This window comes from Stenotrophomonas sp. YJH_SMC_57 (assembly GCF_059369755.1).
In genome coordinates this window covers 1-25,633 of sequence record NZ_JCAFSZ010000013.1, presented here as the reverse complement: position 1 = coordinate 25,633, position 25,633 = coordinate 1, and the positions used below count along the sequence as shown (strand labels likewise).

24 protein-coding genes and 1 pseudogene are annotated in these 25,633 nt (G+C 67.2%); 16 read left to right on the top strand and 9 right to left on the bottom strand.

What is annotated here, in order from left to right; translation table 11 throughout:
* A complete protein-coding gene (gene yidD, locus AC5P7U_RS17100; RefSeq protein WP_049458273.1) occupies positions 1-255 on the bottom strand; it encodes a membrane protein insertion efficiency factor YidD in 255 nt (84 codons plus the stop codon).
* Positions 256-527: 272 nt separating this feature from the next.
* Here yidD and dksA point away from each other — a divergent pair, with 272 nt between their 5' ends.
* Entirely contained in the window at positions 528-1,757 is a 1,230-nt protein-coding gene (gene dksA / locus AC5P7U_RS17095; RefSeq protein WP_006457234.1) for an RNA polymerase-binding protein DksA, read from the top strand.
* 140 nt (positions 1,758-1,897) lie between these two features.
* On the opposite strand, the gene AC5P7U_RS17090 is transcribed toward dksA, so the two are convergent.
* The 3 genes from AC5P7U_RS17090 to cysS are packed head-to-tail and all read right to left on the bottom strand — an operon-like array spanning position 1,898 to position 5,025.
* Positions 1,898-3,145: an MFS transporter gene (locus tag AC5P7U_RS17090; RefSeq protein ID WP_495221286.1), complete on the bottom strand. Its 1,248-nt coding sequence runs from the start codon at positions 3,143-3,145 to the stop codon at positions 1,898-1,900.
* Positions 3,142-3,594, bottom strand: a complete 453-nt coding sequence (locus AC5P7U_RS17085; protein ID WP_049458275.1) for a SufE family protein — start codon at positions 3,592-3,594, stop codon at positions 3,142-3,144. The genes AC5P7U_RS17090 and AC5P7U_RS17085 overlap by 4 nt, the downstream gene beginning before the upstream one ends.
* A 54-nt stretch (positions 3,595-3,648) precedes the next feature.
* Entirely contained in the window at positions 3,649-5,025 is a 1,377-nt protein-coding gene (gene cysS / locus AC5P7U_RS17080) for a cysteine--tRNA ligase (RefSeq protein ID WP_197564310.1), read from the bottom strand.
* 186 nt (positions 5,026-5,211) lie between these two features.
* Here cysS and AC5P7U_RS17075 point away from each other — a divergent pair, with 186 nt between their 5' ends.
* The 11 genes from AC5P7U_RS17075 to AC5P7U_RS17025 all read left to right on the top strand — a co-directional run bounded on the left by AC5P7U_RS17075 (position 5,212) and on the right by AC5P7U_RS17025 (position 16,488).
* Positions 5,212-5,775, top strand: a complete 564-nt coding sequence (locus AC5P7U_RS17075; protein WP_197564309.1) for a glycine zipper 2TM domain-containing protein — start codon at positions 5,212-5,214, stop codon at positions 5,773-5,775.
* Between the two features lie 319 nt (positions 5,776-6,094).
* Positions 6,095-7,105: an N-acetylornithine carbamoyltransferase gene (locus tag AC5P7U_RS17070; protein ID WP_006457094.1), complete on the top strand. Its 1,011-nt coding sequence runs from the start codon at positions 6,095-6,097 to the stop codon at positions 7,103-7,105.
* A gap of 84 nt (positions 7,106-7,189) precedes the next feature.
* Positions 7,190-8,386, top strand: a complete 1,197-nt coding sequence (locus tag AC5P7U_RS17065; RefSeq protein ID WP_006457092.1) for an argininosuccinate synthase — start codon at positions 7,190-7,192, stop codon at positions 8,384-8,386.
* A gap of 87 nt (positions 8,387-8,473) precedes the next feature.
* A complete protein-coding gene (locus AC5P7U_RS17060) occupies positions 8,474-9,562 on the top strand; it encodes an acetylornithine deacetylase (protein ID WP_006457090.1) in 1,089 nt (362 codons plus the stop codon).
* Positions 9,563-9,587: 25 nt separating this feature from the next.
* The gene (locus AC5P7U_RS17055; protein WP_006457088.1) at positions 9,588-10,916 is read left to right on the top strand and encodes an acetylglutamate kinase; all 1,329 of its coding nucleotides are present in this window, start codon (positions 9,588-9,590) and stop codon (positions 10,914-10,916) included.
* A gap of 3 nt (positions 10,917-10,919) precedes the next feature.
* Positions 10,920-11,522 carry a GNAT family N-acetyltransferase gene (locus AC5P7U_RS17050; RefSeq protein ID WP_197564308.1) on the top strand — a complete coding sequence of 201 codons (603 nt, stop codon included), beginning with the start codon at positions 10,920-10,922 and terminating at the stop codon, positions 11,520-11,522.
* Positions 11,519-12,472 (top strand): N-acetyl-gamma-glutamyl-phosphate reductase, encoded by a 954-nt coding sequence (argC, locus tag AC5P7U_RS17045; protein ID WP_197564307.1) that lies wholly within the window; start codon positions 11,519-11,521, stop codon positions 12,470-12,472. The genes AC5P7U_RS17050 and argC overlap by 4 nt, the downstream gene beginning before the upstream one ends.
* 20 nt (positions 12,473-12,492) lie before the next feature.
* Positions 12,493-13,788, top strand: a complete 1,296-nt coding sequence (gene argH, locus AC5P7U_RS17040) for an argininosuccinate lyase (RefSeq protein WP_197564306.1) — start codon at positions 12,493-12,495, stop codon at positions 13,786-13,788.
* Entirely contained in the window at positions 13,788-14,051 is a 264-nt protein-coding gene (locus AC5P7U_RS17035) for a YciI family protein (protein ID WP_049458283.1), read from the top strand. The genes argH and AC5P7U_RS17035 overlap by 1 nt, the downstream gene beginning before the upstream one ends.
* Positions 14,052-14,062: 11 nt before the next feature.
* Entirely contained in the window at positions 14,063-15,220 is a 1,158-nt protein-coding gene (gene proB, locus AC5P7U_RS17030) for a glutamate 5-kinase (protein WP_049458284.1), read from the top strand.
* Entirely contained in the window at positions 15,217-16,488 is a 1,272-nt protein-coding gene (locus AC5P7U_RS17025) for a glutamate-5-semialdehyde dehydrogenase (RefSeq protein ID WP_197564305.1), read from the top strand. The genes proB and AC5P7U_RS17025 overlap by 4 nt, the downstream gene beginning before the upstream one ends.
* Before the next feature lie 108 nt (positions 16,489-16,596).
* Here AC5P7U_RS17025 and pgaD read toward each other — a convergent pair whose 3' ends face one another.
* From pgaD to AC5P7U_RS17000, 5 genes are all read right to left on the bottom strand, one after another.
* Positions 16,597-17,067 carry a poly-beta-1,6-N-acetyl-D-glucosamine biosynthesis protein PgaD gene (gene pgaD, locus AC5P7U_RS17020; protein WP_006457074.1) on the bottom strand — a complete coding sequence of 157 codons (471 nt, stop codon included), beginning with the start codon at positions 17,065-17,067 and terminating at the stop codon, positions 16,597-16,599.
* Positions 17,064-18,320 (bottom strand): poly-beta-1,6-N-acetyl-D-glucosamine synthase, encoded by a 1,257-nt coding sequence (gene pgaC / locus AC5P7U_RS17015; protein WP_197564304.1) that lies wholly within the window; start codon positions 18,318-18,320, stop codon positions 17,064-17,066. The genes pgaD and pgaC overlap by 4 nt, the downstream gene beginning before the upstream one ends.
* 1 nt (position 18,321) lies before the next feature.
* Complete coding sequence (pgaB, locus tag AC5P7U_RS17010) at positions 18,322-20,208, bottom strand: poly-beta-1,6-N-acetyl-D-glucosamine N-deacetylase PgaB (RefSeq protein WP_197564303.1); 1,887 nt, start codon at positions 20,206-20,208, stop codon at positions 18,322-18,324.
* 1 nt (position 20,209) lies between these two features.
* On the bottom strand, positions 20,210-22,237 hold the full coding sequence (pgaA, locus tag AC5P7U_RS17005) for a poly-beta-1,6 N-acetyl-D-glucosamine export porin PgaA (protein WP_197564302.1): 2,028 nt from the start codon (positions 22,235-22,237) through the stop codon (positions 20,210-20,212).
* A 341-nt stretch (positions 22,238-22,578) separates the two neighbouring features.
* Positions 22,579-23,784 carry a CynX/NimT family MFS transporter gene (locus tag AC5P7U_RS17000; protein ID WP_053511418.1) on the bottom strand — a complete coding sequence of 402 codons (1,206 nt, stop codon included), beginning with the start codon at positions 23,782-23,784 and terminating at the stop codon, positions 22,579-22,581.
* A 323-nt stretch (positions 23,785-24,107) separates the two neighbouring features.
* Between AC5P7U_RS17000 and AC5P7U_RS16995 the strand changes: the two genes are divergently transcribed.
* The 4 genes and pseudogenes from AC5P7U_RS16995 to AC5P7U_RS16980 all read left to right on the top strand — a co-directional run.
* Positions 24,108-24,530 carry a PAAR domain-containing protein gene (locus AC5P7U_RS16995; protein WP_197564301.1) on the top strand — a complete coding sequence of 141 codons (423 nt, stop codon included), beginning with the start codon at positions 24,108-24,110 and terminating at the stop codon, positions 24,528-24,530.
* Positions 24,531-25,001, top strand: coding sequence for a DUF4123 domain-containing protein (locus tag AC5P7U_RS16990; RefSeq protein WP_180880691.1), 471 nt, complete (start codon positions 24,531-24,533; stop codon positions 24,999-25,001).
* Positions 25,001-25,336 (top strand): hypothetical protein, encoded by a 336-nt coding sequence (locus tag AC5P7U_RS16985; protein ID WP_180880689.1) that lies wholly within the window; start codon positions 25,001-25,003, stop codon positions 25,334-25,336. The genes AC5P7U_RS16990 and AC5P7U_RS16985 overlap by 1 nt, the downstream gene beginning before the upstream one ends.
* An 8-nt stretch (positions 25,337-25,344) precedes the next feature.
* Positions 25,345-25,633 (top strand): annotated as a pseudogene (locus tag AC5P7U_RS16980) (Tox-REase-5 domain-containing protein); the annotation flags it as partial.

Sequence of the window (25,633 nt, the reverse complement as noted above, 5' to 3'; positions counted from 1 at the left end):
TCAGTGTTTTCCTGTGCAACGGCAAGAGGGGGCGTTGGGGGACTCGGGCACGGGGTCGAAGCCGCCGGGATGGAACGGATGGCAGCGTCCCAGGCGGCGCGCAGCCAGCCAGCTGCCGCGCAGCGGACCATGCAGGGAGATGGCGTCCATCGCGTATTCAGAACAACTGGGCACGAAACGGCAGCGTGGCCCCAGCAGGGGGCTGATGAAGCGCTTGTAGAAGCGCAGCAGGGCAATGAGCAGGCGCGAGATCACCCAGTCATCTTATGCCAGTTGGCATGAAGGCCGCATTTGTGCAGGATGGGCCGTTGGTCGCATGTCGCCGATGGCCTGCGACCGGTACCAGCACCTTCGGGTGCTGGCCAGGTTCCGTACCGCGCAAAGCGGTCCGTGTTCGTCGGACCGCCCTTTGGCTGGCTTGGCTCCAGGACTGAATGGAGCAGGGCCGCTGAGGTTGCTGCTGCGGGTCGGGTAGGCTATAAAGGCCCGCTTTCCCGGGCCCCGGGGAATCCAAGGAAGAGCGTTTCGTGGCTGCTAAAAAAACTGCAAAGAAGGCCGCAACGGCCGCCAAGAAAACCGCCAAGCCTGTTGTGAAGAAGTTGGCGGCAAAGCCCGTTGCCAAGAAGCCGGCCAGCAAGCCGGTGACCAAGGCAGCGTCCTCGCAACCGGCGGCCAGGAAGGCCACCGCAAAGAAAACGCCGGTCAAGGCAACCAAGCCGGTGGCGAAGAAAGCTGCCGCGCCCGCCAAGGCCAAGCCTGCCGCCGCCAGCAAGAAGGCGCCGGTGGTGAAGAAGGCTGCCAGCAAGGCCGCGCCGGTCAAGAAGGCCGCCGCCAAGCCGGTAGCGAAGAAGGCAGCAGCCAAGCCGGCGCCGAAGGCGGTGGTGAAGAAGGCTGCGGCCAAGCCGGTCGCCAAGCCTGCCGCGAAGAAGGTGGCTGCAGCTAAACCGGCGGCCACGCCTGCCGCTGTAAAGAAGGTCACCAAGAATGTTGCTGCGCCGGCCGTCAAGCCGAGCCCGGCCCCAGTAGTGAAGTCCGCACCGAAGCCGGCTGCCAAGCCGGCCCCGGCCAAGCCTGTCCCGGCCAAGACCGTGGCAGTGGCAGCAGCCCAACCGGCCCCCAAGCCGGCCCCGGCCGCCGCACCTGCTGCATCGAAGGCCCCGCAATCCAAGAATCCCGTGCCCGTTTCGAAATCGCCTGCCAAAACCGCCGTGAAATCCGATTCCGCCCCGAAGACCGTGTCGCGCCCTGTCGGCAAGGTTGCCGTGGCCGTCGCCGCCCGCTCGGCTGCACCGGCCCCGCGCAGCAAGTACAAGGTGGTCGAGTACAAGACCGACGAGGCCACTGGCCGCCCGATCCTGCCGGCTGGCTACAAGCCGTCCTCGGAAGAGGAATACATGAGCCCGCTGCAGCAGGAATATTTCCGCCAGCGCCTGCAGAACTGGCGTGCGGACCTGGTGGAAGAGTCCAAGCAGACCATCGAGAACCTGCGCGAGGAAGTGCGTGACATCGGCGATGAAGCCGAGCGCGCGACCCGCGAGACTGAGAACTCGCTGGAACTGCGTACCCGCGACCGCTACCGCAAGCTGATCGGCAAGATCGACAGCACCCTGAAGCGCCTGGAAGCCGGCGACTATGGCTACTGCGTGGATACCGGTGAAGAGATCGGCCTGGAGCGCCTGGAAGCGCGCCTGACCGCCGAGCGCACCATCGACGCCCAGGAGCGTTGGGAGCACCTGCAGAAGCAGCAGGGCGACTGATTCCCGGTCGTTGTCTGGTCATGCAGAAAACCCGGCCTCGGCCGGGTTTTTTGTTGAACTTCCTGGCTTTTGTAGAGTCGAGCCATGCTCGACTGGCGCCTCTGAAAAGCAGTCGAGCATGGCTCGACTCTGCAGAACAGCTATTGCAGGTCGCGAAGATTCAACTTCCGCAGCGTCGGGTTCTTCCACGCCGTGATCCCGGCCACGCTCAGTACCGCGAACCCACCCAGCACCACCGCCGGCACCAGGCCCAGCAGCCGGGCCATCGTGCCGGCGTAGAACGCGCCCAGTTCGTTGGACGAACTGATGAAGATGCCGTTGATCGACGACACCCGTCCGCGCATCTCCTCCGGCGTGGCCAGCTGCAGGATGGTCGAGCGGATCACCACCGACACGCCGTCGAACGCCCCGTAGAACAGCAGGATCAGCGCCGACAGCCAGAAGTGCTGCGACAGCCCGAAGCCGATCACGCACAGGCCGAAGCCGGCCACCGCAAACAGCAGTACGCGGCCGGCATTGCGGTGCAGCGGGTGACGGGCCAGCCACAGGCCCACGCACACCGAACCCAGCGCCGGCATCGCGCGCAGGATGCCCAGCCCTTCCGGGCCGTGGTGCAGGATTTCGTGCAGGAATGCCGGCAGCATCGCCACCACGCCACCCAGCAGCACCGAGAACATGTCCAGCGCCATCGCGCCGACCATGATCCGGTTGCCCACCACGAAGCGCGCGCCTTCGGCGATGCTCCTGAAGATCGGCGCGGCCGGGCCGGTATGCACCGGTTCTTCCACCTCCAGTGTGGCCAGGCACCCCATCGCCACCAGCGCGAAGACCGTGGCCACCGCATAGGACAGGCCCTTGCCCCCGAAGCCGACCAGCACGCCACCCAGTGCCGGACCGGCCACCATGCCGGCCTGGAACACCACGGCACCGAGGCCGGCGCCACGCGCGAACTGGTCGCGGGCCAGCACGCGGGCAAACAAGGCGTTGTAGATCGGCGACAGGAAGGCGCGCACCATGCCGGTCAGTGCGATGGCCGCATAGATCGGCCACACGCCCTCAAAGGGCAGCCAGCCCTTGGCCACGCTGGTCAGCACCAGCGCGGTGGCGATCAGCCCGGAGCAGGCGACCATGCCCAGCCGGCGCCGCGGCAGATGGTCGACCAGGTAACCGGCGAACGGAGCCACGCAGAAGAACGGCAGTACCTCGGCCAGGCCGACCAGGCCCAGCGAGAACGGATTGCGGGTGACTTCGTAGATATGCCAGCCGACGGTGACCGCGACCACCTGGTAGGACAGCATCGCGAAGATGCGGTATGCCAGCAGCCTGGCGAAACCGGGCCGGGACAGCAGCCCCAGCGCGGTGTCTTCGGCCGTGGCAGGTTCGCTCACGACGGATCGCGCTGCAGCTGGGCCTGCGCGGTCTCGCGGATGAAGGCCAGCATCGCCGCCACGCCGTTGCTGCGGGTGGGCGAGAGGTGGCGGGCCAGGCCGATGTCCTGGATGTAGCTCGGTTCGGTGTCCAGGATCTCCTGGGCCGAGCGCCCGGAATACACGCGCAGGGCCAGGAAGATCAGGCCGGAGACGATGGCCGAGTCACTGATGGCGTGGAAGCGCAGCGACTGCGCGTTGCCTTCCGGCACGATCCAGACCATCGACTGGCAGCCGAGCAGGCGGTGCTCCTCGGTCTTCCATTCCTCCGGGAAGGCCGGCAGCTTGCGGCCGAGGTCGATCAGGTACTGGTAGCGCTCGGACCAGTCGCCGAAGAAGCCGAATTCCTCGGCGATGGCGGTCTGGGCCTCGGCGGCGGTGGGTTCAAGCGGGAACGGGGAGTCGGTCACAGCAGTCTCTACAGTGGGGGCGTGGCCGGCGGGCCGGCCACGGGGCAGGGCAGGTCAGCCGCGCTTGCGCGACCAGCGCACGCCCTGCGGGGTGTCTTCGAGCACGATGCCTTCGGCGGCCAGCTGGTCGCGGATGGCATCGGAGCGGGCGAAGTCGCGCGCCTGCTTGGCCGCGGCGCGCTCGTCGATCAGGCCCTGGATGCGCGCGTCGTCGCCGTCATTGCCGGCGGCAGTGCCGAACCACTGCGCCGGATCGGCCTGCAGCAGGCCCAGCGCCAGCCCCGCGCCGAGCAGTTCGCCCTTCAGGCGCGCCTGTTCGGCCGGATCGGTGGCGCGGCGCGCGTCGGCCGCGATGCGGGCCACTTCGGCCAGCGCCTGGGGGGTGTTCAGGTCGTCATCCAGGGTGGCCTCGACCGTGGCCGGGATCACCGCGCTGGCCTCGATCGACGCCAGCTCGCGCAGGGTGCCGTACAGGCGGTCCAGGGTGCGCACCGACTGCTCGATCAGGCCGTCGGACCAGTCCAGCGGCTGCCGGTAGTGGGCCGAGAGCAGGGCCAGGCGCAGCGCCTCCGGCGGGTGCTGGCGCACCAGGTCGTGCACGCGCTCGATGTTGCCCAGCGATTTGCTCATCTTGGCGCCACCGAAGTTGAGCATGCCGTTGTGCAGCCAGAAGCGGGCGAAGATCTTGCCACCATGGGCGCACTCGCTCTGTGCGATCTCGTTCTCGTGATGCGGGAACTGCAGGTCGACGCCGCCGGCGTGGATGTCGATGGTCTCGCCCAGGTGCGCGGCGGCCATCGCCGAGCACTCGATGTGCCAGCCCGGGCGCCCGCGGCCCCACGGCGATTCCCAGCCGGGCAGGTCGTCGCTGGACGGCTTCCACAGCACGAAGTCGCCGGGGTCGCGTTTGTACGGGGCCACGTCGACGCGGGCACCGGCCAGCATCTCTTCCGGGTCACGGCGCGAGAGCTTGCCGTAGCCGTCGAAGCTGGCCACCGCGAACAGGACGTGGCCCTCTGCGGCGTAGGCATGGCCGCTGGCGATCAGCTGCTCGATCATGGTGATGATCTGCGGCATGTGCGCGGTCACTTCCGGCTCGATGTCCGGAGGCACCACACCCAGCGCGGCCATGTCTTCACGGTAGGCGGCGGCGAAGCGGTCGGTGATGGTGCTGATCGGCACCCCCTGTTCGCGCGCGGCGGTGTTGATCTTGTCGTCGACGTCGGTGATGTTGCGGGCGTAGCGCAGTGCGCCGAAACGCCGCCGCAGCAGGTCGGCCAGCACCCCGAACACCACCGGGCCACGGGCGTTGCCGATGTGCACGTAGTTGTAGACCGTCGGGCCGCACACATACAGGGTCGGACAGGCCGGATCGAGCGGGGTGAACGGTTCGAGCTGGCGAGTCAGGTTGTTGTGCAGGCGCAGGGTCATGGGGCTGTGGCTGGGGGACAAGCCTGCGATTTTAGAACGTGTCGGCCCCTTTGGGGGCACTGGCTGCCACCGCTGGGCGCGGGTTCTCCCAAGGTGGGGTGGGCAGGAGCGGCGTGGACGGGTAATGTTCAGCCCCTTGCGCTCGTCACTGCCTACACTATTGCCGTGTCCTTGCTCCCATCGCCAATGAAATCCACCGCGTTGCTGACCCTGGCCTGCCTGTCGGCGCTGCCCGCCGTGGTGCTGGCGCAGGAGGCCGAGCCCCGCAACCGGGTGGTGATCGTGGAGAACGTGAAGTTCGACTATGCCCAGGTGCTGAACGTCGAGCCGGTGTTCCAGACCCTGCGCGCGACCCGCACCGAGGAGCACTGCGAGCCGGTCTCGACCCGGACCCTGGCCCCGGTCAACGTGACCGGCGAGGAGCCGGTCGAGGACAAGGGCCGGATCAGCCGCTTCTGGGACTCGGTGCGCTCGATGTTCAAGCGCAGCGATGACGAGGCGTCCGAAGAGGTTGCCACCGAGACGCCGGCCCCGGCGCCCGCCAATAATGGCCCGATGCTGACCCGCGACTGCCGCATCGTGCCGGTGGGGCGTGAGTTCCGTCGGCCCATCGCCTACGACGTGGACTACGTCTACAAGGGCACCAAGTACCGCTCGCGGCTGCCGGAAGACCCCGGCAACCGGCTCAAGATCCGGGTGTCGATCACCCCGTGGGTCGGCCCCGAGCAGGGTGCCGCCGGCAATCCCTGATTCTGCGACCCCGGCCCCTTGCGCCGGCCCCGGCCGCATGCAAAGATGGTTGACCATGAAGCTCACCGACTTCCAGCACGACAGCAGCGCAGCCAGACAGGCGTCGGGCATGACCTCGCGTGCGCGTCGACCGGAACCCCACATCCTCGCTGGGTAACCGGAGCTTTTTGCTGTTCGTCCGAAAAAAACCCAGCCGCCCGGCTGGGTTTTTTCGTTTCTGCGTTCTGAAAGCTGCAACTGCAACCTTTTCGTTCCACCTTTGGTTCCTGCTTTTCCCTTCCACCGCGTCGAACCCGGCGCCGCCACGCAAGGAAAGATGATGTCCCCCAAGCACTTCCTGAACACCCAGGACTGGAGCCGCAGCGAGCTCGACGCGCTGCTGACCCAGGCCGCGCTGTTCAAGCGCAACAAGCTCGGCGACCAGCTCAAGGGCAAGTCGATCGCGCTGGTGTTCTTCAACCCGTCCATGCGCACCCGCACCAGCTTCGAACTGGGCGCGTTCCAGCTTGGTGCCCATGCGGTGGTGCTGCAGCCGGGCAAGGATGCGTGGCCGATCGAGTTCAACCTCGGCACGGTGATGGACGGCGATACGGAAGAGCACATCGCGGAAGTGGCCAAGGTGCTGGGCCGTTACTGCGACATCATCGCCGTGCGTGCGTTCCCGAAGTTCCAGGACTGGGCCTACGACCGCCAGGACATCGTCCTCAACAGCTTCGCCAGGTACTCGCCGGTGCCGGTCATCAACATGGAGACCATCACCCACCCGTGCCAGGAGCTGGCCCACATCATGGCCCTGCAGGAGCACTTCGGCACCCAGGACCTGCGTGGCAAGAAGTACGTGCTGACCTGGACCTACCACCCCAAGCCGCTGAACACCGCCGTGGCCAACTCGGCGCTGACCATTGCCACCCGCATGGGCATGGACGTGACCCTGCTGTGCCCGACCGCGGACTACATCCTCGACGAGCGCTACATGGGCTGGGCCGAGCAGAACGTGGCCGAGAGCGGTGGTTCGCTGAAGATCAGCCATGACATCGACAGCGCCTATGCAGGTGCCGACGTGGTCTACGCCAAGAGCTGGGGCGCGCTGCCGTTCTTCGGCAACTGGGAACCGGAAAAGCCGATCCGCGACCAGTTCAAGCACTTCATCGTCGACGAGCGGAAGATGGCGCTGACCAACAACGGTGTGTTCAGCCACTGCCTGCCGCTGCGCCGCAACGTGAAGGCCACCGACGCGGTGATGGATTCGCCGCAGTGCATCGCCATCAACGAAGCCGAGAACCGCCTGCATGTGCAGAAGGCGATCATGGCCGCGGTTGCCGGGCGCTAAGAAGCATCAGTCGAGCACGGCTCGACTCTACATAGACGAAGTCGAGCATGGCTCGACGACACACACGAACAGGACATACCCCCCATGAGCAACAAAGACGTCGTCCTCGCCTTCTCCGGCGGCCTCGATACCAGCTTCTGCGTGCCGTACCTGCAGGAGCGCGGCTATAACGTGCACACCGTGTTCGCCGACACCGGCGGCGTGGATGATGAGGAACGCGATTTCATCGAGAAGCGCGCCGCCGAGCTGGGCGTGACCAGCCATGTCACCGTCAACGGTGGCCCGGCCATCTGGGAAGGCTTCGTCAAGCCGTTCGTGTGGGCCGGCGAAGGCTACCAGGGCCAGTACCCGCTGCTGGTCTCGGACCGTTACCTGATCGTCGATGCCGCGCTGAAGCGTGCCGCCGAGCTGGGCACCAACATCATCGCCCATGGCTGCACCGGCATGGGCAATGACCAGGTCCGCTTCGACCTGGCGGTGAAGGCGCTGGGCGACTACCAGATCATCGCGCCGATCCGCGAGATCCAGAAGGAACACACCCAGACCCGCGCCTACGAGCAGAAGTACCTGGAAGAGCGTGGCTTCGGCGTGCGCGCCAAGCAGCAGGCCTACACCATCAACGAGAACCTGCTGGGCGTGACCATGTCCGGTGGCGAGATCGACCGTTGGGAAGCCCCGGGTGAAGGCGCGCGTGGCTGGTGCTCGCCGCGCAGCGAGTGGCCGGAACAGGCGCTGGCCGTGACCCTGAAATTCGTCGAAGGTGAAGCGGTTGAACTGAACGGCAAGGCGCTGCCGGGCGACCAGATCCTGGCCCAGCTCAACAAGCTGTTCGCCCCGTACGGCGTCGGCCGTGGCGTCTACACCGGCGACACCGTGATCGGCCTGAAGGGCCGCATCGTGTTCGAGGCGCCGGGCCTGGTTTCGCTGCTGGCCGCACACCGCGCGCTGGAAGATGCCGTGCTGACCAAGCAGCAGAACCGCTTCAAGCCGGACGTGGCGCGCAAGTGGGTGGAGCTGGTGTACGAAGGCTTCTACCACGACCCGCTGAAGACCGACATCGAAGCCTTCCTGAAGTCCTCGCAGGCCAAGGTCAACGGTGAAGTGGTGCTGGAAACCCGTGGCGGCCGCGTCGACGCGGTGGCGGTGAAGTCGCCGCACCTGCTCAACACCAAGGGTGCCACCTATGCGCAGTCGGCGGACTGGGGCGTGGAAGAGGCCGAAGGCTTCATCAAGCTGTTCGGCATGAGTTCCACTGTCTATGCGCAGGTCAATCGCGGTTGACCTGTGACGGTAGTGCCGGCCGTTGGCCGGCATTCACCACCGACATCGTTGCCGGCCAGCGGCCGGCACTACCAGGATTGTTGATTCATGCTTGAACAGACGCTCGATCACCTGCAGGCCCTGGTGTCCTTCGACACCCGCAACCCGCCGCGTGCGATCACCACCGGTGGCATCTTCGATTACCTGCGCGCGAACCTGCCCGGGTTCAACGTGGAAGTGATCGACCACGGCGCGGGCGCGGTCAGCCTGTACGCCGTGCGCGGGACGCCGAAGTACCTGTTCAACGTGCACCTGGACACTGTGCCGGACTCGCCGCACTGGAGTGCCGACCCGCATGTGATGCGCCGGCTGGACGACCGCGTGGTCGGCCTGGGCGTGTGTGACATCAAGGGTGCTGCTGCTGCGCTGGTGGCGGCAGCCAATGCCAGCGATGGCGATGCCGCGTTCCTGTTCTCCAGTGACGAGGAAGCCAACGATCCGCGCTGCATCGCTGCGTTCCTGGCCCGTGGCCTGCCCTATGAAGCGGTGCTCGTGGCCGAGCCGACCATGAGCGAGGCGGTGCTGGCGCACCGTGGCATCAGCTCGGTGCTGATGCAGTTCGCCGGCCGTGCCGGCCACGCGTCCGGCAAGCAGGACGCGGCGGCCAGCGCGCTGCACCAGTCCATGCGCTGGGGCAACCGCGCGCTGGACCATGTGGAATCGCTGGCCTCGGCCCGCTTCGGCGGCCTCACCGGCCTGCGCTTCAACATCGGCCGTGTCGAGGGCGGGATCAAGGCCAACATGATTGCGCCAGCCGCGGAAGTGCGGTTCGGTTTCCGTCCGCTGCCGTCGATGGACATCGACGCGCTGCTGGCGACCTTTGCCGGGTTCGCCGAACCGGAGGCTGCCGTGTTCACCGAAACCTTCCGTGGCCCCAGCCTGCCGGCCGGTGACATCGCCGAGGCCGAGAACCGTCGCCTGCTGGCGCGCGACGTGGCCGATGCGCTGGAGCTGCCGATCGGCAACGCGGTGGACTTCTGGACCGAGGCCTCGCTGTTCTCTGCCGGCGGCTACACCACCCTGGTCTTTGGCCCGGGCGACATCGCCCAGGCCCACACCGCCGATGAGTTCGTGACGCTGGAGCAGCTGCAGCGCTACACCGACGCCGTGCATCGCATCATCGCCGCCGGCGCCTGATTCTTCCCTTTCCGACGAAACCGAAATGTCTCCTGCCCTCCAGCCTCACCGCCAGACCCGCCAGACCATCGTGCGCCTGCTTTCCAGCATGGCCAGCGCGAAGGAGATCAGCCAGTACCTCAAGCGCTTTTCGCAGCTGGATGCCAAGCGCTTCGCCGTGGTCAAGGTCGGCGGCGCGGTGCTGCGCGATGATCTCGACGCGCTGACCTCCTCGCTGTCGTTCCTGCAGGAAGTCGGGCTGACCCCGATCGTGCTGCACGGCGCCGGCCCGCAGCTGGATGCCGAGCTGTCTGCCGCCGGCATCGAAAAGCAGACCGTCAACGGGCTGCGCGTGACCTCGCCGGAGGCGCTGGCGATCGTGCGCCGGGTGTTCCAGCAGTCCAACCTGCGCCTGGTCGAAGCCCTTCAGCAGAACGGCGCGCGCGCTACTTCGATCACCGGTGGCGTGTTCGAGGCCGAATACCTGGACGTGGACACCTACGGCCTGGTCGGCGAGGTGAAGAAGGTCAACCTGGCACCGATCGAGGCCAGCCTGCGCGCCGGCTCGATTCCGGTCATCACCAGCCTGGGCGAGACCGCCGGTGGCCAGATCCTCAACGTCAATGCCGATTTCGCCGCCAACGAGCTGGTACAGGAGCTGCAGCCGTACAAGATCATCTTCCTGACCGGTACCGGTGGCCTGCTGGACGAGGCCGGCAACGTGATCGATTCGATCAACCTTTCCACCGAATACGACCACCTGATCGCGCAGCCGTGGATCCACGGTGGCATGAAGGTGAAGATCGAACAGATCAAGGATCTGCTCGATCGCCTGCCGCTGGAATCGTCGGTGTCGATCACCCGTCCGGCCGACCTGGCCAAGGAACTGTTCACCCACAAGGGCTCGGGCACGCTGGTGCGCAAGGGCGAGAAGGTGCTGCGCGCCACCGCATGGGAGCAACTGGACCTGCCGCGCCTGAAGCAGCTGATCGAATCCAGCTTCGGCCGCACCTTGGTGCCGGACTATTTCGAGAAGACCAGGCTGCTGCGCGCCTACGTCAGCGAGAACTACCGTACTGCGGTGATCCTCACCGATGAAGCCGAAGGCGTGTACCTGGACAAGTTCGCCGTGCTGGACGATGCGCAGGGCGAAGGCCTGGGCCGCGCGGTCTGGAACGTGATGCTGGAAGAAACGCCGCAGCTGTTCTGGCGCTCGCGCCACGGCAATCCGATCAACCACTTCTACTACGCTGAGTCCGACGGCTGCTACAAGCAGGATCACTGGAAGGTGTTCTGGTTCGGCGCCGACGGCATCGACCGCATCAAGACCTATGTCGATCACTGCGCCCAGCGCACTCCGAGCCTGCAGGGCTGAGCGATGAGCAACCCGGCCGCCTGGAACACCGTCCCCACACTGCGCGGGCAGCACGTGCTGCTGCAGCCGCTGCAGCTTGAACATGTCCCCGGCCTGCGTGCCGCGCTGGAAGGCAGCGGCCTGGACCAGCTCTGGTATACCCAGGTGCCGTCGCCGGAGCAGGCCGAGGCCTATGTGCAGGCCGCGCTGCAGGCGCAGGCCGAAGGCAAGGGGCTGCCGTTCGTGATCCGCGATGCTGCCGGTGACATCATCGGCAGCACCCGTTTCTACGACATGGACGCCAGCGTGCCCAAGCTCAGTCTCGGCTACACCTGGTACACGCCGCGCGCACAGCGCACCGGTGCCAATACCGAAGCCAAGCTGTTGCTGCTGCAGCATGCCTTCGAAGTGCTGGGCTGCATCAGCGTAGTGCTGGAAACCAGCTGGTTCAACGCCACCTCGCGCACCGCCATCGCCCGCCTCGGCGCCAAGCAGGATGGCGTGCTGCGCAACCACAAGCGGCATGCCGATGGCACGCCGCGCGATACCGTCATCTTCTCCATCATCGACGCGGAATGGCAGGGCGTGAAGCGCCACCTGCAGTACCGCCTGGACCGTCACGCATGAACGATTCGACTTTCACCCTGGGCATCGTCGGCGCCCGTGGCCATACCGGCGCCGAGCTGATCAAGCTGGTGGCCGCACACCCGCGCCTGAAGCTGGCCTTCGTGTCCTCGCGCGAGCGCGCCGGGCAGCGCCTGTCCGACCATCACCCGGAGTTCCAGGGCGATCTGCAGTACGAGAACCTGGATGCCGACGCGGTGGCCGCCAAGGGCGTGGACGCGGTGATCCTGGCCCTGCCCAATGGCCTGGCCGCCCCCATCGTGGCAGCGCTGGAAGCGGCCAGGCCGGAAACCGTCATCGTCGATCTCTCGGCCGATTACCGCTTCGACAACAGCTGGTACTACGGTCTGCCGGAGCTGACCCGCAACCGCTACAACGGCCAGAAGCACATCAGCAACCCGGGCTGCTATGCCACCGCGACGCAGCTGGCAGTGCATCCGCTGCTGGACCTGCTGGCTGGCCCGCCGCAGTGCTTCGGTGTCTCGGGTTACTCCGGTGCCGGTACCACGCCGTCGGACAAGAACAACGTCGAGCTGCTGGCCGACAACCTGATGCCGTATGCGCTGACCAACCACGTGCACGAGCGCGAGGTGTCGGTGCAGCTGGGCGTGGCTGTCGAGTTCATGCCGCACGTCGCACCGCATTTCCGTGGCATCACGCTCACCGCCAACCTGTGGCTGAACCGCGTGCAGACCCGCGAGCAGATCGTCGAGCGCTTCCAGCAGGCCTATGCGGGCGAGCCGCTGATCGAGGTGGTGGATGAAGCGCCGTGGGTCAGCCGCATTGCCGGTCGTCATGGCGCCCAGGTCGGTGGCTTCACCCTGGCCCCGGGCGGCAAGCGGGTGGTCGTGGTCGCGACCCTGGACAACCTGCTGAAGGGCGCGGCCACCCAGGCCATGCAGAACCTCAACCTCGCGCTGGGCATCGACGAACTGACGTCGATCCCGCACTGAACACGCATTCCGGAGCCCCCATGGCAGACCTTCTTTGGCAGAAGCCCGGCGTCGCCGTCGACGCACAGATCCAGACCTTCCTCGCCGGCGACGACGTGATCCTCGACCGCGAGTTCTTCCTGCACGACATCGCCGCCAGCGCCGCGCATGCGCAGGGCCTGCAGCACATCGGCATCCTCAGCACCGACGAACTGGCCGGCCTGCTACGCGAACTGGAGGTGCTGGCGCAGGACTTCCGCGACGGCCGTTTCGTGCTGGACACGCAGTACGAAGATGGCCATTCGGCGATCGAAGCGCGGCTGACCGAGCGTCTTGGCGACGCCGGCCGCAAGATCCACACCGGCCGCAGCCGCAATGACCAGATCCTGGTCGCCACCCGCCTGTGGCTGAAGGAGAAGCTGCAACGCGTTGCCCAGCTCAGCGCCGACGTGGCCAAGGTCGCGCTGGACCGTGCGCAGGCCGAAAAGGACTTGCCGATCCCCGGCTACACCCACATCCAGCGTGCCGTGGTGTCCTCGGCCGGCATGTGGTGGGCCGGCTGGGCCGAGGCCTTCATCGACAACGCCATCCGCGCCCGCGACACGCATGCGCTGGTGGATGCCAATCCGCTTGGCACCGCTGCCGGCTACGGCGTGAACCTGCCGCTGGACCGTGAACACACCACTGCCGCGCTCGGCTTTGCGCGCATGCAGATCTCGCCGATCTACGCGCAGCTGTCGCGCGGCAAGTTCGAACTGGCCGCGCTGGAAGCGCTGGGCGGCGCCACGCTGGACCTGCGCCGCATCGCCTGGGACCTGTCGCTGTTCACCAGCGCCGAATTCGGCTTCGTCGCATTGCCGGCGCAGTACACCACCGGTAGTTCGATCATGCCCAACAAGCGCAACCCGGACGTGATCGAGCTGATGCGCGCGACCCACGCCAGCGTCGCCGCCGCGCGGACCGAGATCGAGCAGCTGCTGTCGCTGCCGTCGGGCTATCACCGCGACCTGCAGTCGTCCAAGGGCGCCATCTTCCACGGCTTCGGTCGCGGCCTGTCGGCGCTGGAACTGCTGCCGGCGCTGCTGGCCAACCTGGAATGGCGCGACGACAAGGTTCGCGCGGCGATCGACTCGGGCATGTACGCCACCGATGTGGCGGTGGAAGCGGCGGTGGCCGGCGTGCCGTTCCGCGAAGCCTACAAGGCCGCCGCGGCGGGCGCCGATAGTGCAGGGCAGGGCCGCACGCCGGAAGGCAGCCTGGCCGCACGCGTGTCGCCGGGCTCGGCCGCCGACCTGCGCCTGGATGAGCTGCGCGCGCGCTGGCAGGCGCTGGCCTGATGGCGGGCACCGTCTACCTGGTACTGGCCATGCGCCGGCCCGATTTCAACGCCGCCGCCGTGCAGCCGCACCGTGACTTCCTCGATGCGCTGCAGGCGCAGGGCAAGCTGCAGCTGACCGGCGGCTTCGCCGACGGCAGCGGTGGCGCCTACGTGCTGTGCAACGTCGAGAGCCTGGCGCAGGCGCAGGCCATCGTCGCCACCGATCCGCTGGTGACGATGCAGGCCTCCGAGCTGACCGTGCACGAATGGACTACCCGCTGAGGCCCTGACCGATGACCCTGCACGCCGCCGCAGTTGCCTCGCCGTTCCCGGAACAGGCGTTGCCGCCCTGGCGGCGCGCGGTGCTGAAAGTCGGCAGCAGCCTGCTGGCCGCCGATGGCGGCGGCCTGTCGCCACGCCACGCGCTGGGCCTGGCCCAGTTCGTCTCGGCCAACGTGCTGGCCGGGCGCGAGGTGGTGATCGTGTCTTCCGGTGCGGTTGCGGCGGGGCGCGCGATCCTGCCACGTGCCGATGAGCCCGGCGCCGCAATGGCGGCACGGCAGGCGCTGGCTGCGCTGGGCCAGGCCCAGCTGATCGGCCTCTGGCAGCGCTTCTTCGAACGCCCGGTGGCGCAGGTGCTGTTGACCCACGACGACCTGCGCAATCGCCGTCGCTACCTCAACGCGCGCGCCACGCTCAGCGAGCTGTTGCGGCTGGGTGCGCTGCCAGTGGTCAACGAGAACGACACGGTGTCGGTGGACGAGCTCAAGCTCGGAGACAACGACAACCTGGCCGCCACAGTCGCCGCACTGGTCGATGCCGATGCGCTGTTCATCGCCACCGACATCGATGGCCTGTACAGCGCCGACCCGCGCACGGCCGCCGACGCACAGCCGCTGCACGACGTGCCCGAACTGGATGAGGCCGTGCTGGCCATGGCCGGTGGCGCCGGTTCGCGTGCCGGCACCGGTGGCATGCGCACCAAGCTGGAGGCAGCGGCGAAAGCCGGCCGCCTCGGCATCGAGACCTACCTGTTCAATGGCCGCAGCGGTGACGTGGTGCGCGCACTGGCGCAGGATCGCCTGTATGGCACCCGCATCCACGCCGCGCGCAGCCGCGAGGCGGCCCGCAAGCACTGGTTGAGGCATGCGCCGCTGGCCGAGGGCGCGATCATGATCGATGCTGGTGCGGCACAGGCGATGCGCGAGAAGGGCGCTTCGCTGTTGCCCGGTGGCATTACCGGCGCGGACGGCGGGTTCCGCCGTGGCGACATGGTGCAGGTGTGCTGGGACGCACCGCAGGGGAGGGTCTGCATCGCGCGTGGGGTCAGTCAGTATGCAGCCGATGACGTGCGCCGCATCGCTGGCCGTCATTCGCGTGATATCCAGGCCCTGCTCGGCTACAACTACGGCGGCAGCGTTGTCCATCGTGACGACCTGGTACTGCCATGACCGGATTGAAGGACATCCCGATGAGCGGAATCGAAGCGCAGGCGCGTGCCTGCCGTGACGCGGCCCAGGTGGTCGCCGGCCTGGACAGTGAAGCGCGACGCGCCCTGCTGCTGGCGATGGCCCAGGCACTGGAAGTGAATGCCGGGCTGATCCTGGCCGGCAACGCGCGCGACCTCGCCGCTGCGCGCGAGAAGGGCGTGGGCACTGCCATGCTCGATCGCCTGGCATTGGACCCGCCGCGCCTGTTCGCGATGGCCGAAGCCGTGCGCGAAGTGGCCGGGCTGCCGGACCCGGTCGGCCAGGTGACCCGTGACGACGTGCGCCCGAACGGCATCCGCGTGCAGAAGGTGCGGGTGCCGCTGGGCGTGATCGCGATGATCTACGAGGCACGCCCGAACGTGACCGCCGAAGCCGCCGCCCTGTGCCTGAAGGCCGGTAATGGCGTGATCCTGCGCGGCGGTTCCGAGGCGATCCATTCCAACACCGCCATCGCCCACGCGCTGGCCGGTGCCTTGCAGGCCAACGGCGTACCGGCGGCGGCGGTGACCGTGCTGACCGATCTGCGCCGTGAAGCGATGCTGGAACTGCTGCAGTTGCATGAGCTGATCGACCTGGCCATTCCACGTGGCGGCGAAGGCCTGATCCGCTTCGTTGCCGAGCATGCGCGGGTGCCGGTGATCAAGCACTACAAGGGCGTCTGCCATCTGTTCGTGGACGCCAGTGCCGACCTGGACAAGGCCATCGATCTGCTGGTGGATGGCAAGTGCAGCCGCCCGGCCGCCTGCAATTCACTGGAGACGCTGCTGGTGCACGGCGACGTGGCCGCTGCATTCCTGCCGCGCGTGGCACGGGCGCTGGGCGAGCGCGGTGTGCAACTGCGTGCGGACGAGCGTGCCCAGCCGCAGTTGCCGGGCAGCCGCGCCGCCACCGACGAGGATTACGCCGCCGAGTTCCTCGACCTGGTGCTGGCGGTACGCGTGGTCGACGATCTTGATGCGGCCATTGCCCACATCCGCCGCTATACCTCCGACCACACCGAAGTGATTGCCACCGAAGACAGCGGCAATGCAGAGCGCTTCGTCAACGCGCTGCGCTCGGCGGTGGTGATGGTCAATGCCTCCTCGCGCTTTTCCGACGGCGGCCAGCTCGGCCTGGGCAGCGAGATCGGCATTTCCACCACGCGCCTGCATGCCTATGGCCCGATGGGCCTGGAAGCGCTCACCGTCGAGCGTTTCGTCGTGCGCGGCGAAGGGCAGACGCGCAAGTAGATCCACGCCATGCGTGGATGCTCTTCGCAGTAGACCCCGGTGCCGACCCAGGTTGGCACCCACAAGGCCCAAGCGCCGACCAGGGTCGGCACCTGATGGGCAGCGGGGTTACACCACCTCGCGGCGGATGCCGATCGGCCGTGCATGCTCATCCATGTGCAGCGTGGCGGCCTTGCATCCCATCAGGCGTTCGGACAGGCCGGTGCTGGCGCCCAGATCCGCCGCCACCTCGTTGAGGCTGGCCAGCGGGCGTGGCAGGCGCCGGTCGTGGCCGCGGAAGCGTGCACGGTTGTACTCGGCCCAGCCGATCAGCAGCACGCTGGCGCACAGCAGCATCAGCGGCAACGCCACCAGCACGTACGGATCGAGCTGGTTCTGCCGCTCATACAGCTGCTGCCACGCCAGCTGGCCGCCAATCAGCCACGACAGCAGGGTTACCAGCGGCGCCCACAGGTAGAAGTAGAAGCCCCAGAATGCCAGGGTGACGAAGCCCCAGGCCGTGCGCTGGAAGCGAGGCTGGCGATGCGGCTTGCGGATCGTCCGCGAGTCGAAGCGGTTGGATGGGCGTTGTGCGTTCATCGGATTCCCCGGTCAGGGCTGGTCCAGGTGGCGCGCTTGCGGCGACGGCGCAGCAGCGTCTTCGGCAGCGCCACCAGGGTGGTGGAAAGGCTGATCAGCCAGTACGCCATCGGGTACCAGATGACCCAGAAATAATTGCGTCCAATCTGTGTTTCGTAGCGCCGGTCGATGATCAGGCTGCTGGCGAACTGCAGCAGGCAGACCAGCGCCAGGATCACGCCATGCCATTCCGGCAACAGGCTGACGATGTGCAGCTGCGGGGGCAGCTCGATGAACTTTCCCAATGCCCACAGCAGCACGATGAACAGCATGGTGTAGGCCCACACCACGCTCAGCACATACTCCAGCAGCACCCCCCACATGCGCCGTTCCTTCCAGTGCAGCAGCGACCGCGCATGCCGCAGCATCACTTCCACGCCGCCCTGCGCCCAGCGCAGCCGCTGCCGCCACAGGCCCTTCAGTGTTTCCGGCATCAGGATGAAGCACAGCGCGTTCGGCTCGTAGCGGATGTCCCAGTGCGCGTGTTGCAGGCGCCAGCTGATGTCGATGTCCTCGGTGACCATGTCATCCGACCACCAGCCGACCTGGTGCAGGGCGGTACGACGGAAGCCGGCGATCACCCCGGAGATGGTGAAGATGCGCCCATACACGCGCTGTGCGCGCTTGATCATGCCGATGATCGATGAGAACTCGGCCACCTGCAGGCGGCCGAGCAGGGTCGAACGGTTGCGGATGCGGGGATTGCCGGTCACTGCACCGACCCGGCTGCCACTGGCAAGGTGCCAGACCATCCAGTGCAACGCGTGCTCTTCCAGCATCGCATCGCCGTCGATGCACACCAGGTACTCCGAGCGCGCCGCCAGCGCCCCCATGCGCAGCGCGTTGGCCTTGCCCAGGTTGCGGTCCAGGTGCAGCACGCGCAGCCGTGGATGCCGGGCCGCCAGAGCGTCCAGGCGAATGCCGGTGTCGTCGCTGCTGCCATCGTCGATGGCGATCACCTCATAGTCGGCCGGATAACGCTGTGCAAGCGCCGCGCCGAGCGTGTCGTCCAGGTTCTCCGATTCGTTGTGGCAGGGGATCAGCAGGGTCGCGAACGGAGGATCGACCATCAACGGTGGATCGTTGCGCGCGCGTGAGTGGCGCTCGCGCCGGAAGTAGTAGTACAGCCCACCGGACATCCAGAAGAACGCCATCACCATCGGGTAATAGAAGGCGAACTGGAACAGGATCAGCAGCATGGGATGCATGTCCATGTCACTTCTCCGGGTACGGGAAGTTGCCGGCGGACATCGCCGCACGGGCATCGTGGGTGGAGGGCTGGTCGGCGATGAAGTCGTCCGGGTACCAGGCGAAGTGGTGCACGCCCTGCGCCTGCAGCTGGCGGATCTGCGCGCGCAGGCGCTCGGCGGGAATCGGCTGACCGTTGTTCCAGTCGACGGTCTGCAGCTCGAACAGGGTGTGCTGCAGCTGGGGATCGTGGCTGCGTACGGCGGCCAGCAGCTGGTCCAGCCAGCGCTCCGGGTGCTTGCTGCCCTCCATCCACGGCATTGCCATCAGCGCAGTCTGGTCGTAGGCCTTGTTGAACAGGTCCAGGCGTTGCGCGAACCAGGCTTCGCTCTGCGGGCGCAGTACGGGCTCGGCATACAGGTTGCGCACCGTTGCCAGCTTCGGTCGCCAGCGCTGGGCACTGTCACGCAGGGCCAGGGTGAAGTCGATCAGCGCCAGGGTGCGCGCGCTGCCGTCGTCACCGGAGGACAGTGCGGGCAGTTCGGTGTCGCGCAGGTAACCATCGTCATGGAACAGCAGGCCTTCAAAATACGAATTGACGGCCAGGTCCTCGTAGATGTCGAGCATGATCTGGCGTGCCTTCGGGTTGGTGAAATCCAACCGGTACATGCCATCGGCATCGCCGCTTTGGATTGCCAATGCCTTGCGCTGTACCGGGTCGGGCAGTTCGAAGCCGAGCACCGGCAGCCATGCGTAGACCTTCACCCCGGCGCGCGATTTCAGTTGCCACGCGACGCGGCTGAACAGGTCCGCGCGCATCGGCATGTGGCGGTTGGGGAAGTACAGCGCATCGGCGGTGTTGTTGCCGTCGGGGTCGGCAAACGCCTGCAGGTAGACGTGGGTCGGCGCGATGCGCTTGACCCGCTCGATCAATGCATCGAGATTGCGCGCCTGCTGTGCCGGGTCGGGGTCATACACATCGTCCAGGTCGATCTGCAGCGCGCGGATGCCATCGAGCGCGACGTCGCGGCGCAGTTCGTAGGCCAGGCCCTCCACGGTCGGATTGTCACTGACCAGGAAGCGCGCCAGCCCGTGCAGGTCGCTGGCCACCGGTGTGCTGCGGCCTTCCAGATCGAATGAAACCGGCATGCCCAGCTGCTCGGCGATGTCGTTGCTCAGCTGGTTGTAGGCGGCATACGGCCAGACAATGGCCCGTGGGCGTACGCCCAGGTGCTGCTCGATACGCTGCACGCTGCGCGAGAGGTCGGCACGCAGGCGTTGTTCGTACTGGGCTTCGCTTTCGTAGCTGTGGGTGGCCGGGCTGTAGACGCGGGTCACCACCGCCGGCGTGGAGTTGCCCTGCGGATTGGCGAGCACGCCGTGATGCAGGTCATCGGTGTGGCTGGCCACTTCGATCAGGCCACTGTCATGCATCTGTTTCAGCTGTGCCCAGGTGACGAAGTCGTCACGCCCGAACGGGCGGTAGCCATAGTCGATGGTGCGCCCCGGCGCCATGTCCACGTAGTCGGTGATCACCGCCACCAGCGCCGGATAGCGGTAGGCCTGGAGCAGGGGGAAGGCCTTGTCATAGACACTGCGCAGGCCGTCGTCGAAGGTCAGCAGCACCGGCTTGGGTGGCAGCGTGGCGCGGCCCTGCGAGGCCTCGATCACCTGCGACAGCGAGACCGGGTGGTAACCGTGCGCGCCCAGCCAGTCCAGGTGCGCGGCGAAGTTCTGCGTACTCACCGCATAGGTATCGGCATCGCCCTTGGCGGCCACCTGGTCGCGGATGTCGTGGTAGCTGAGGATCAGCAGACCATTGTCGATCGCATCGAGATGCAGGGCCTGCTGGGCGAAGGCTGGCGATGCAATGGCCAGCAACAGCAGCACGATCAGTCGCAGGATGTGGGCCATGTCAGTCTCCCCAGCGCAGTGCAGCTTCGAAGCCGATATGACGCTCGCGATGGCCGTCGTAGACCGGCCGCGACCAGCGCACGCCGTACTCGAACACGCGTCCGGGCCCCAGCTGCCATTCGTGCATGTAGGACACCGACGGCACCAGCGCACTGCCGAAGCCATCCTGCCAGTAGTCGCCCAGCGAGACCGTCAGCCGGTGCCGGAAATGGCGCTCGTAGTGACGCCACAGCTGCTGGTCGATACGCAGGCCGATCTCGACCATGCGGTCGCGCTTCGGGTTGAAATAGGGCACGTCGTCGCGGCTGCCGCGACTGGCGTACGCGCTTGCCAGTCCATCGACCAGCCAGCGCGGACGCGTCAGCAGCCGTTGTTCGAGGCCAGTACTGACCAGTTCGCGATGGTTGCCATCGTCGTAGCGGAAGCGGCTGGCGCCGAACATCCAGTGGGTCAGCTCGCTTCGACGGTAGTCCACCTGTGCGCTCACGCTGTCGGCAGTGATACCGGCCACGCGGGCCTGCATCGAGGCTTCCGGATCATTGCGAGCGGCTACCAGCCTGGCGTGCCAGTAATCATTGAACTGCCAGCCGACGCCTACGCGCAGGCCGGTGTCGCCGATGTGGTCATTGGCGCGCAGCGCCGCGGCTTCCGCATCCAGCCGGCCGAAGCGGTAGCGCACGCCAGCCCCGAGCCAGAGCGGGTCGATGCGCTGGTCCTGGAAGTCGATCGAGCGGCGGTCGGCGAAGGCGAACAACCGCCAGCGGTCATCCAGCATCGGCGATTCGACTTCAACGCCGTAATGGCGATCGTTGTTGCCCAGTGGCGACGTGCCGCCGCCGCCCGAGCTGCGGCCGATGTCGGTCCATGCCTTCAGCTGCCAGCCGCGATGCGCGCGCCACGCCTGGTCCATGCGCTCGACCGCGGGTTGGGTGGGGTAGCGCGCGATCAGATCGTCGTGCAGCGGCCGTGCCAGGTCATCACGCTGCAGGGCGACGTAGGCTTCTTCCATGCCCAGGCGGGCTTCGATGTCACGTGGGTCCAGCGCATGTGCCATCTGCTGCCGCTGCAGCGCCCGGCGTGGCCAGCCGCGCATCATGTACACGCTGCCCAGCGCACTCTGCAGGCCACCGTTGCCGGGTGCGATGTCGACCATCGATTCCAGGTCGTGCTGTGCGGTGCGCAGATCGCCACTGTAGGCGCGCACCATCGCCAGGTTCAGGTCGGCCTCGTAGCGTGACCAGTTCGGGTACGGTGATTTGCCATTGCTCCAGCGCCATGCCGGCTCCTTGTCGCGCCAGGCCTGCAGCAGGTCGATGGCCTTTTCCTGCTGTTCGCTTTCCAGGTAGGCATAGGCCAGCTCCGAATGCGAGGCGTCGCGGGTCGGGTCGCCGGCCACTGCGGCCTGCAGCACCGGAATGGCTTCCTGCGGGTGCAGGGTACCCATCAGCGAATCACCCACGGCGGGCAGCACGTAGTCGGGCAGGGTGTGGCCTTCGGCCTGCAGCGCGAGTGCTTCCTCGCGCACCTGCGCATGTCGGCCCAGGCGGTTGAGCAGGATCAGCCGGTCCATGCGGATGCGCAGCGGCGCCTGCGCCGGCGGCGTGCCTTCGCCCCCCAGATAGCGCTGCATGCGGGCAAGGGTTGATTCGGCCTCTTCCAGGCGGCTGTCTTCGCTGCTGCTGTAGGCCAGGCTCCAGACCACCAGCTTGGCCAGGTAGTCCCCTTCCAGGCGCTGCTTCTGGGCAGCGTCGAACAGCTGCGGGCGCTGCTGGTAGAGCTCCCAGGCCCGCCAGGCGTTGCCGATGTCGCCCAAGGTCAGTACGCGCAGCTTGAACAGCAGATCGTCGTTGGGCTGCTGCTGGCTGGCGCGTTCGATCGCACCCAGCGCATCCAGCCAGCGGGCCTGGTCGCGGTAGCGGCCGATCTCGGCCAGCGCCGCCTCGCGGTCAGGCGGGGCAGCACTGCTGGCCCAGGCCAGCGCGGTGCAGGCAAGGCCGACGCAGAGCGCCAGCCGGCGGTGGACAACCATTGGGGACCCCCTTGGCTTCCGAACCAGACAACCATGAAAACTGTGACGCACATCACATGCCAGCTTTTGGCGTGGCCGTGGCCCGCGTCACTCCCTTCGTGCATGCCGCCCTGCAAGGGCGGGTACAACCCGGACAGCGACCTGCAATGTCTTGTCTGAAACGAAAGTCCCCCGCACACCGAGTGGTGGCCCGGGCGGCGGTGCCGCCCCCATGCCCGATGCCGGCACACGGCAAGGATGGGCATTCGTGGGCACTATCCGCCGGGAATTGTCAGTCCGGCGTCAAAATGCGCGTGAAGGCTGCGCGCCTGTGGTCGGGGCCGGCAGGCGGCCCCGCAGCATCACCAGAGGTCTTCCAGTTTGCGCGGCTTGCAGGCCACCCAGGACGCACACAGCATCAGGGTGGCGCAGCCGAACAGGAAGCTGAACGGGAGGGTCCAGCCGTCGCTGACGGTGTGCAGCCAGCCGACCAGGAAGGGCCCCAGGCAGCTGAAGCTGTAGCCCACGCCCTGCATGAAGCCGGAAAGCGCCGCCGAACCGGTCGGGGTGCGGGTGCGCAGATTGATCAGGGTCAGCGCCAGCGGGAAGGTGGATGGGCCAACGCCCAGCAGGCAGGCCCACAGCAGCGGTGCCTTCATCGGCGCCAGCAGCAGGCCGGTGAAGGCGATCACGAACGAGAAGAAGCCGATCAGCACCAGCGGGAACGGGTTCTGCAGGCGCACCGCCATTGACGGAATCACCAGCGAGGGCAGCAGGCCCAGGGCCGAGAACACCGCCACCATCACGCCACCGAAGGCGGGCGTGCCACCGGCCTCGACCACGATGCGCGGCAGCCAGGTGAACATCGAATAGGTCATCAGCGAGGTCATGCCGAACATCAGCGTCATGCTCCAGCCCAGCGAGGTGCGCCAGACCTTGCCATGCGGCTGCGCGGTCGGATCAGTGGCATCGGCCTGCGGCTTCGGTGCGCGCGTGGCCAGCACCAGCCACGGCAGCGCCGCGGCCAGCGCCAGCAGGGCCCACATGCCCAGCGACACCCGCCAGCCCGCGGCGTTGGCCACCGGCACCGCCAGCAGCGCCGGCAGCATCGTGCCCAGCTGCAGCACGCTGATGTAGAGCGTGCTCATGGTGCCGACCTTGTTGGCGAAGTAGCGCTTCACCAGCGGCGGCACCACCACGTTGCCGATGCCCATGCCGGCCAGTGCCACCACCGAACCGAGCAGCAACGTGCCGACATTGCCGGCGCTGGAGCGCAGCAGCAGGCCGGCCATCGCCATCACCATCGCCAGCAGCGTGGTGCGCTCCAGGCCCAGGCGTCGCGCCAGTGCAGGCGTGGCCACGCCGAACAGGGCGAACGAGGCGGTCGGCAGCATGCCCAGCACACCGGTCATGGTGGTGCCGAAGCCGAACTGCTGGCCGAGCACGTCCAGCAGCGGCGTGATCGAGGTGACGGCGGTGCGCAGGTTGATCGCGGCCAGCAGGATCGCGGCGAACGCGAGGACGCGACCGTGCAGCAGCGACGGCGAATCGGAAGGGGAGGAACTCATCGGTGGTCCTTGCAGGTGTCGCATGCCGTGTCTTGGCGTGCAGCGCCGCACCGGGCTGTGCCGGCGCGGTGGGTGGGGGAAGGCCCATTGTACGTGGCTGGCGGGGTGAGGTCCCGTCGGCGCGATCTGTCGCGTTCTGCATAGCCGGGTGAGGGCGGCCAGTGCACCATGGATATGCGCCGTGATCCAGCCAACCCCTTGCGTTGCGGGCCATTGCGCGCGTTTGGCCGCGGCATGCACGCCGTGATGGTCGCCGCAATGAAGTGCAGGGGGTGTGGGGCGTTGCTAGGTTCGGACCACATCCATGGGCGAAGGATTGCAGGGTGGCAAGGACGTTGATTGTGGTGGGTGATGCAACCACGGGCGGTGGCAGGGTCATCTGCGGATCGCCGGTTACCGACATCGAGGGCATGCCGGTTGCGCGGGTGGGCGACAAGGCCACCTGCCCCAAGCACCAGCGCGTGGCCACCATCGTCAGTGGCGACATCACGCTGACGTTTGAAGGCCAGCCCGTCGCACGCCATGGCGACAGGCTCTCGTGCGGCTGCTCGCTGATTGCCGGCAAGCAATCCCGCGTCTATGTGGACATGGGCGGGGGAGGTGGCGGGGCTGACGGTGTGTGGCCCGCCGCTGCTGCCTCGGATCTGGCCCCGTTGCCCGTACTGCCGCAGGCCGGCAAGCCGCCCGTGTGCGAAGCGTGCCTGCTGGCCGCCTCGCGCTCCGGCGCGACCTTCCTGGGGCGCTGAATGAACCGATACGTGATCGTCGACGCAGCGGCCTACGCCGACACGCCCAAGGCTCTGGCCTGGTACGCGCAGGACCTGCCGCACCGCGCACTGCTTGCGCGCCAGCCCGAGGCCGCTCACGCAGCCGTCGGCCCGTGGCTGCTGCAGTTGCCCGCGCAGTCCCACACCCAGGTGGATGGATGGTTGCGGGCGCTGGAACTGGACAAGCCCGTCGTGGCCTGGCTGCGCAGTGAGGCCGGCTTTGAAGCCGTGTTCCAGCACCTGGAAGCCTGCCTGGACCTGCGCCGCCCCAACGGCACGCTGGCACTGCTGCGCTACTGGGATGGCCGCGTGTTCCTGCGCTTGCAGCGGGCCTTCACGCTGCAGCAGCGCAGGCAGTTGATGGGCCCGCTGCGGCAATGGTGTTTCCAGATGCTGGGCGAGCGCTACACCCTGGATCGCGAAGCGCTGCATGCAACGGAGGCAGGCTGATGTTTGAGATTACAAAGGAACAGGAAGCCCTGCTGCGCCTGCCTGACCCCTCCACGTTCTTCCCGCTGTTGTGCCGGGAGATCCGCGAGGAGTACCCCCGTCAGGTCGGCCATCTGAGCGATGCGGCGCTGATGGACGACGTGGTGAAGAGCCATGACCACGCGGCCTATGTGCGGCGTATCACCCACCTGCCGGTGCTGGTGCGCTGGGTGAAGGCGGACGTGGCATGGGCGCGCGGTCTGCGGGCCGTCCCGGCAGCGGACATGTGGATGCGCAGCGCAAAGAACCCGAACCTAGCAGCGGCGGATCTGCTGTCGAATCTGGCAGGACACTAGGAGCAACGATGGGCACCAGAATCATCGGCCCGCGGCCCTGGCTTGGGCCCGGCATGGGAGGCGGTAACGGCAGCGTGGATGAAGACGGCAATCCGGTGGAACCCTATGGCGGGCCGACCACCGGTGACGTGGCCGATGGCATTCGCGATGTAGTGGGCGATATCCAGCAGCGGGTGCGCGGCAAAGCCAAGCCGGATGCGCGCGCTGAGCCGACGGCCAAGGCGCGGGAAGTGGACTGCTCGCAGATGCCCGACGAGACCGCGTGCAACGAGTGCCTGCTGAAGGAAGGGTTCATTG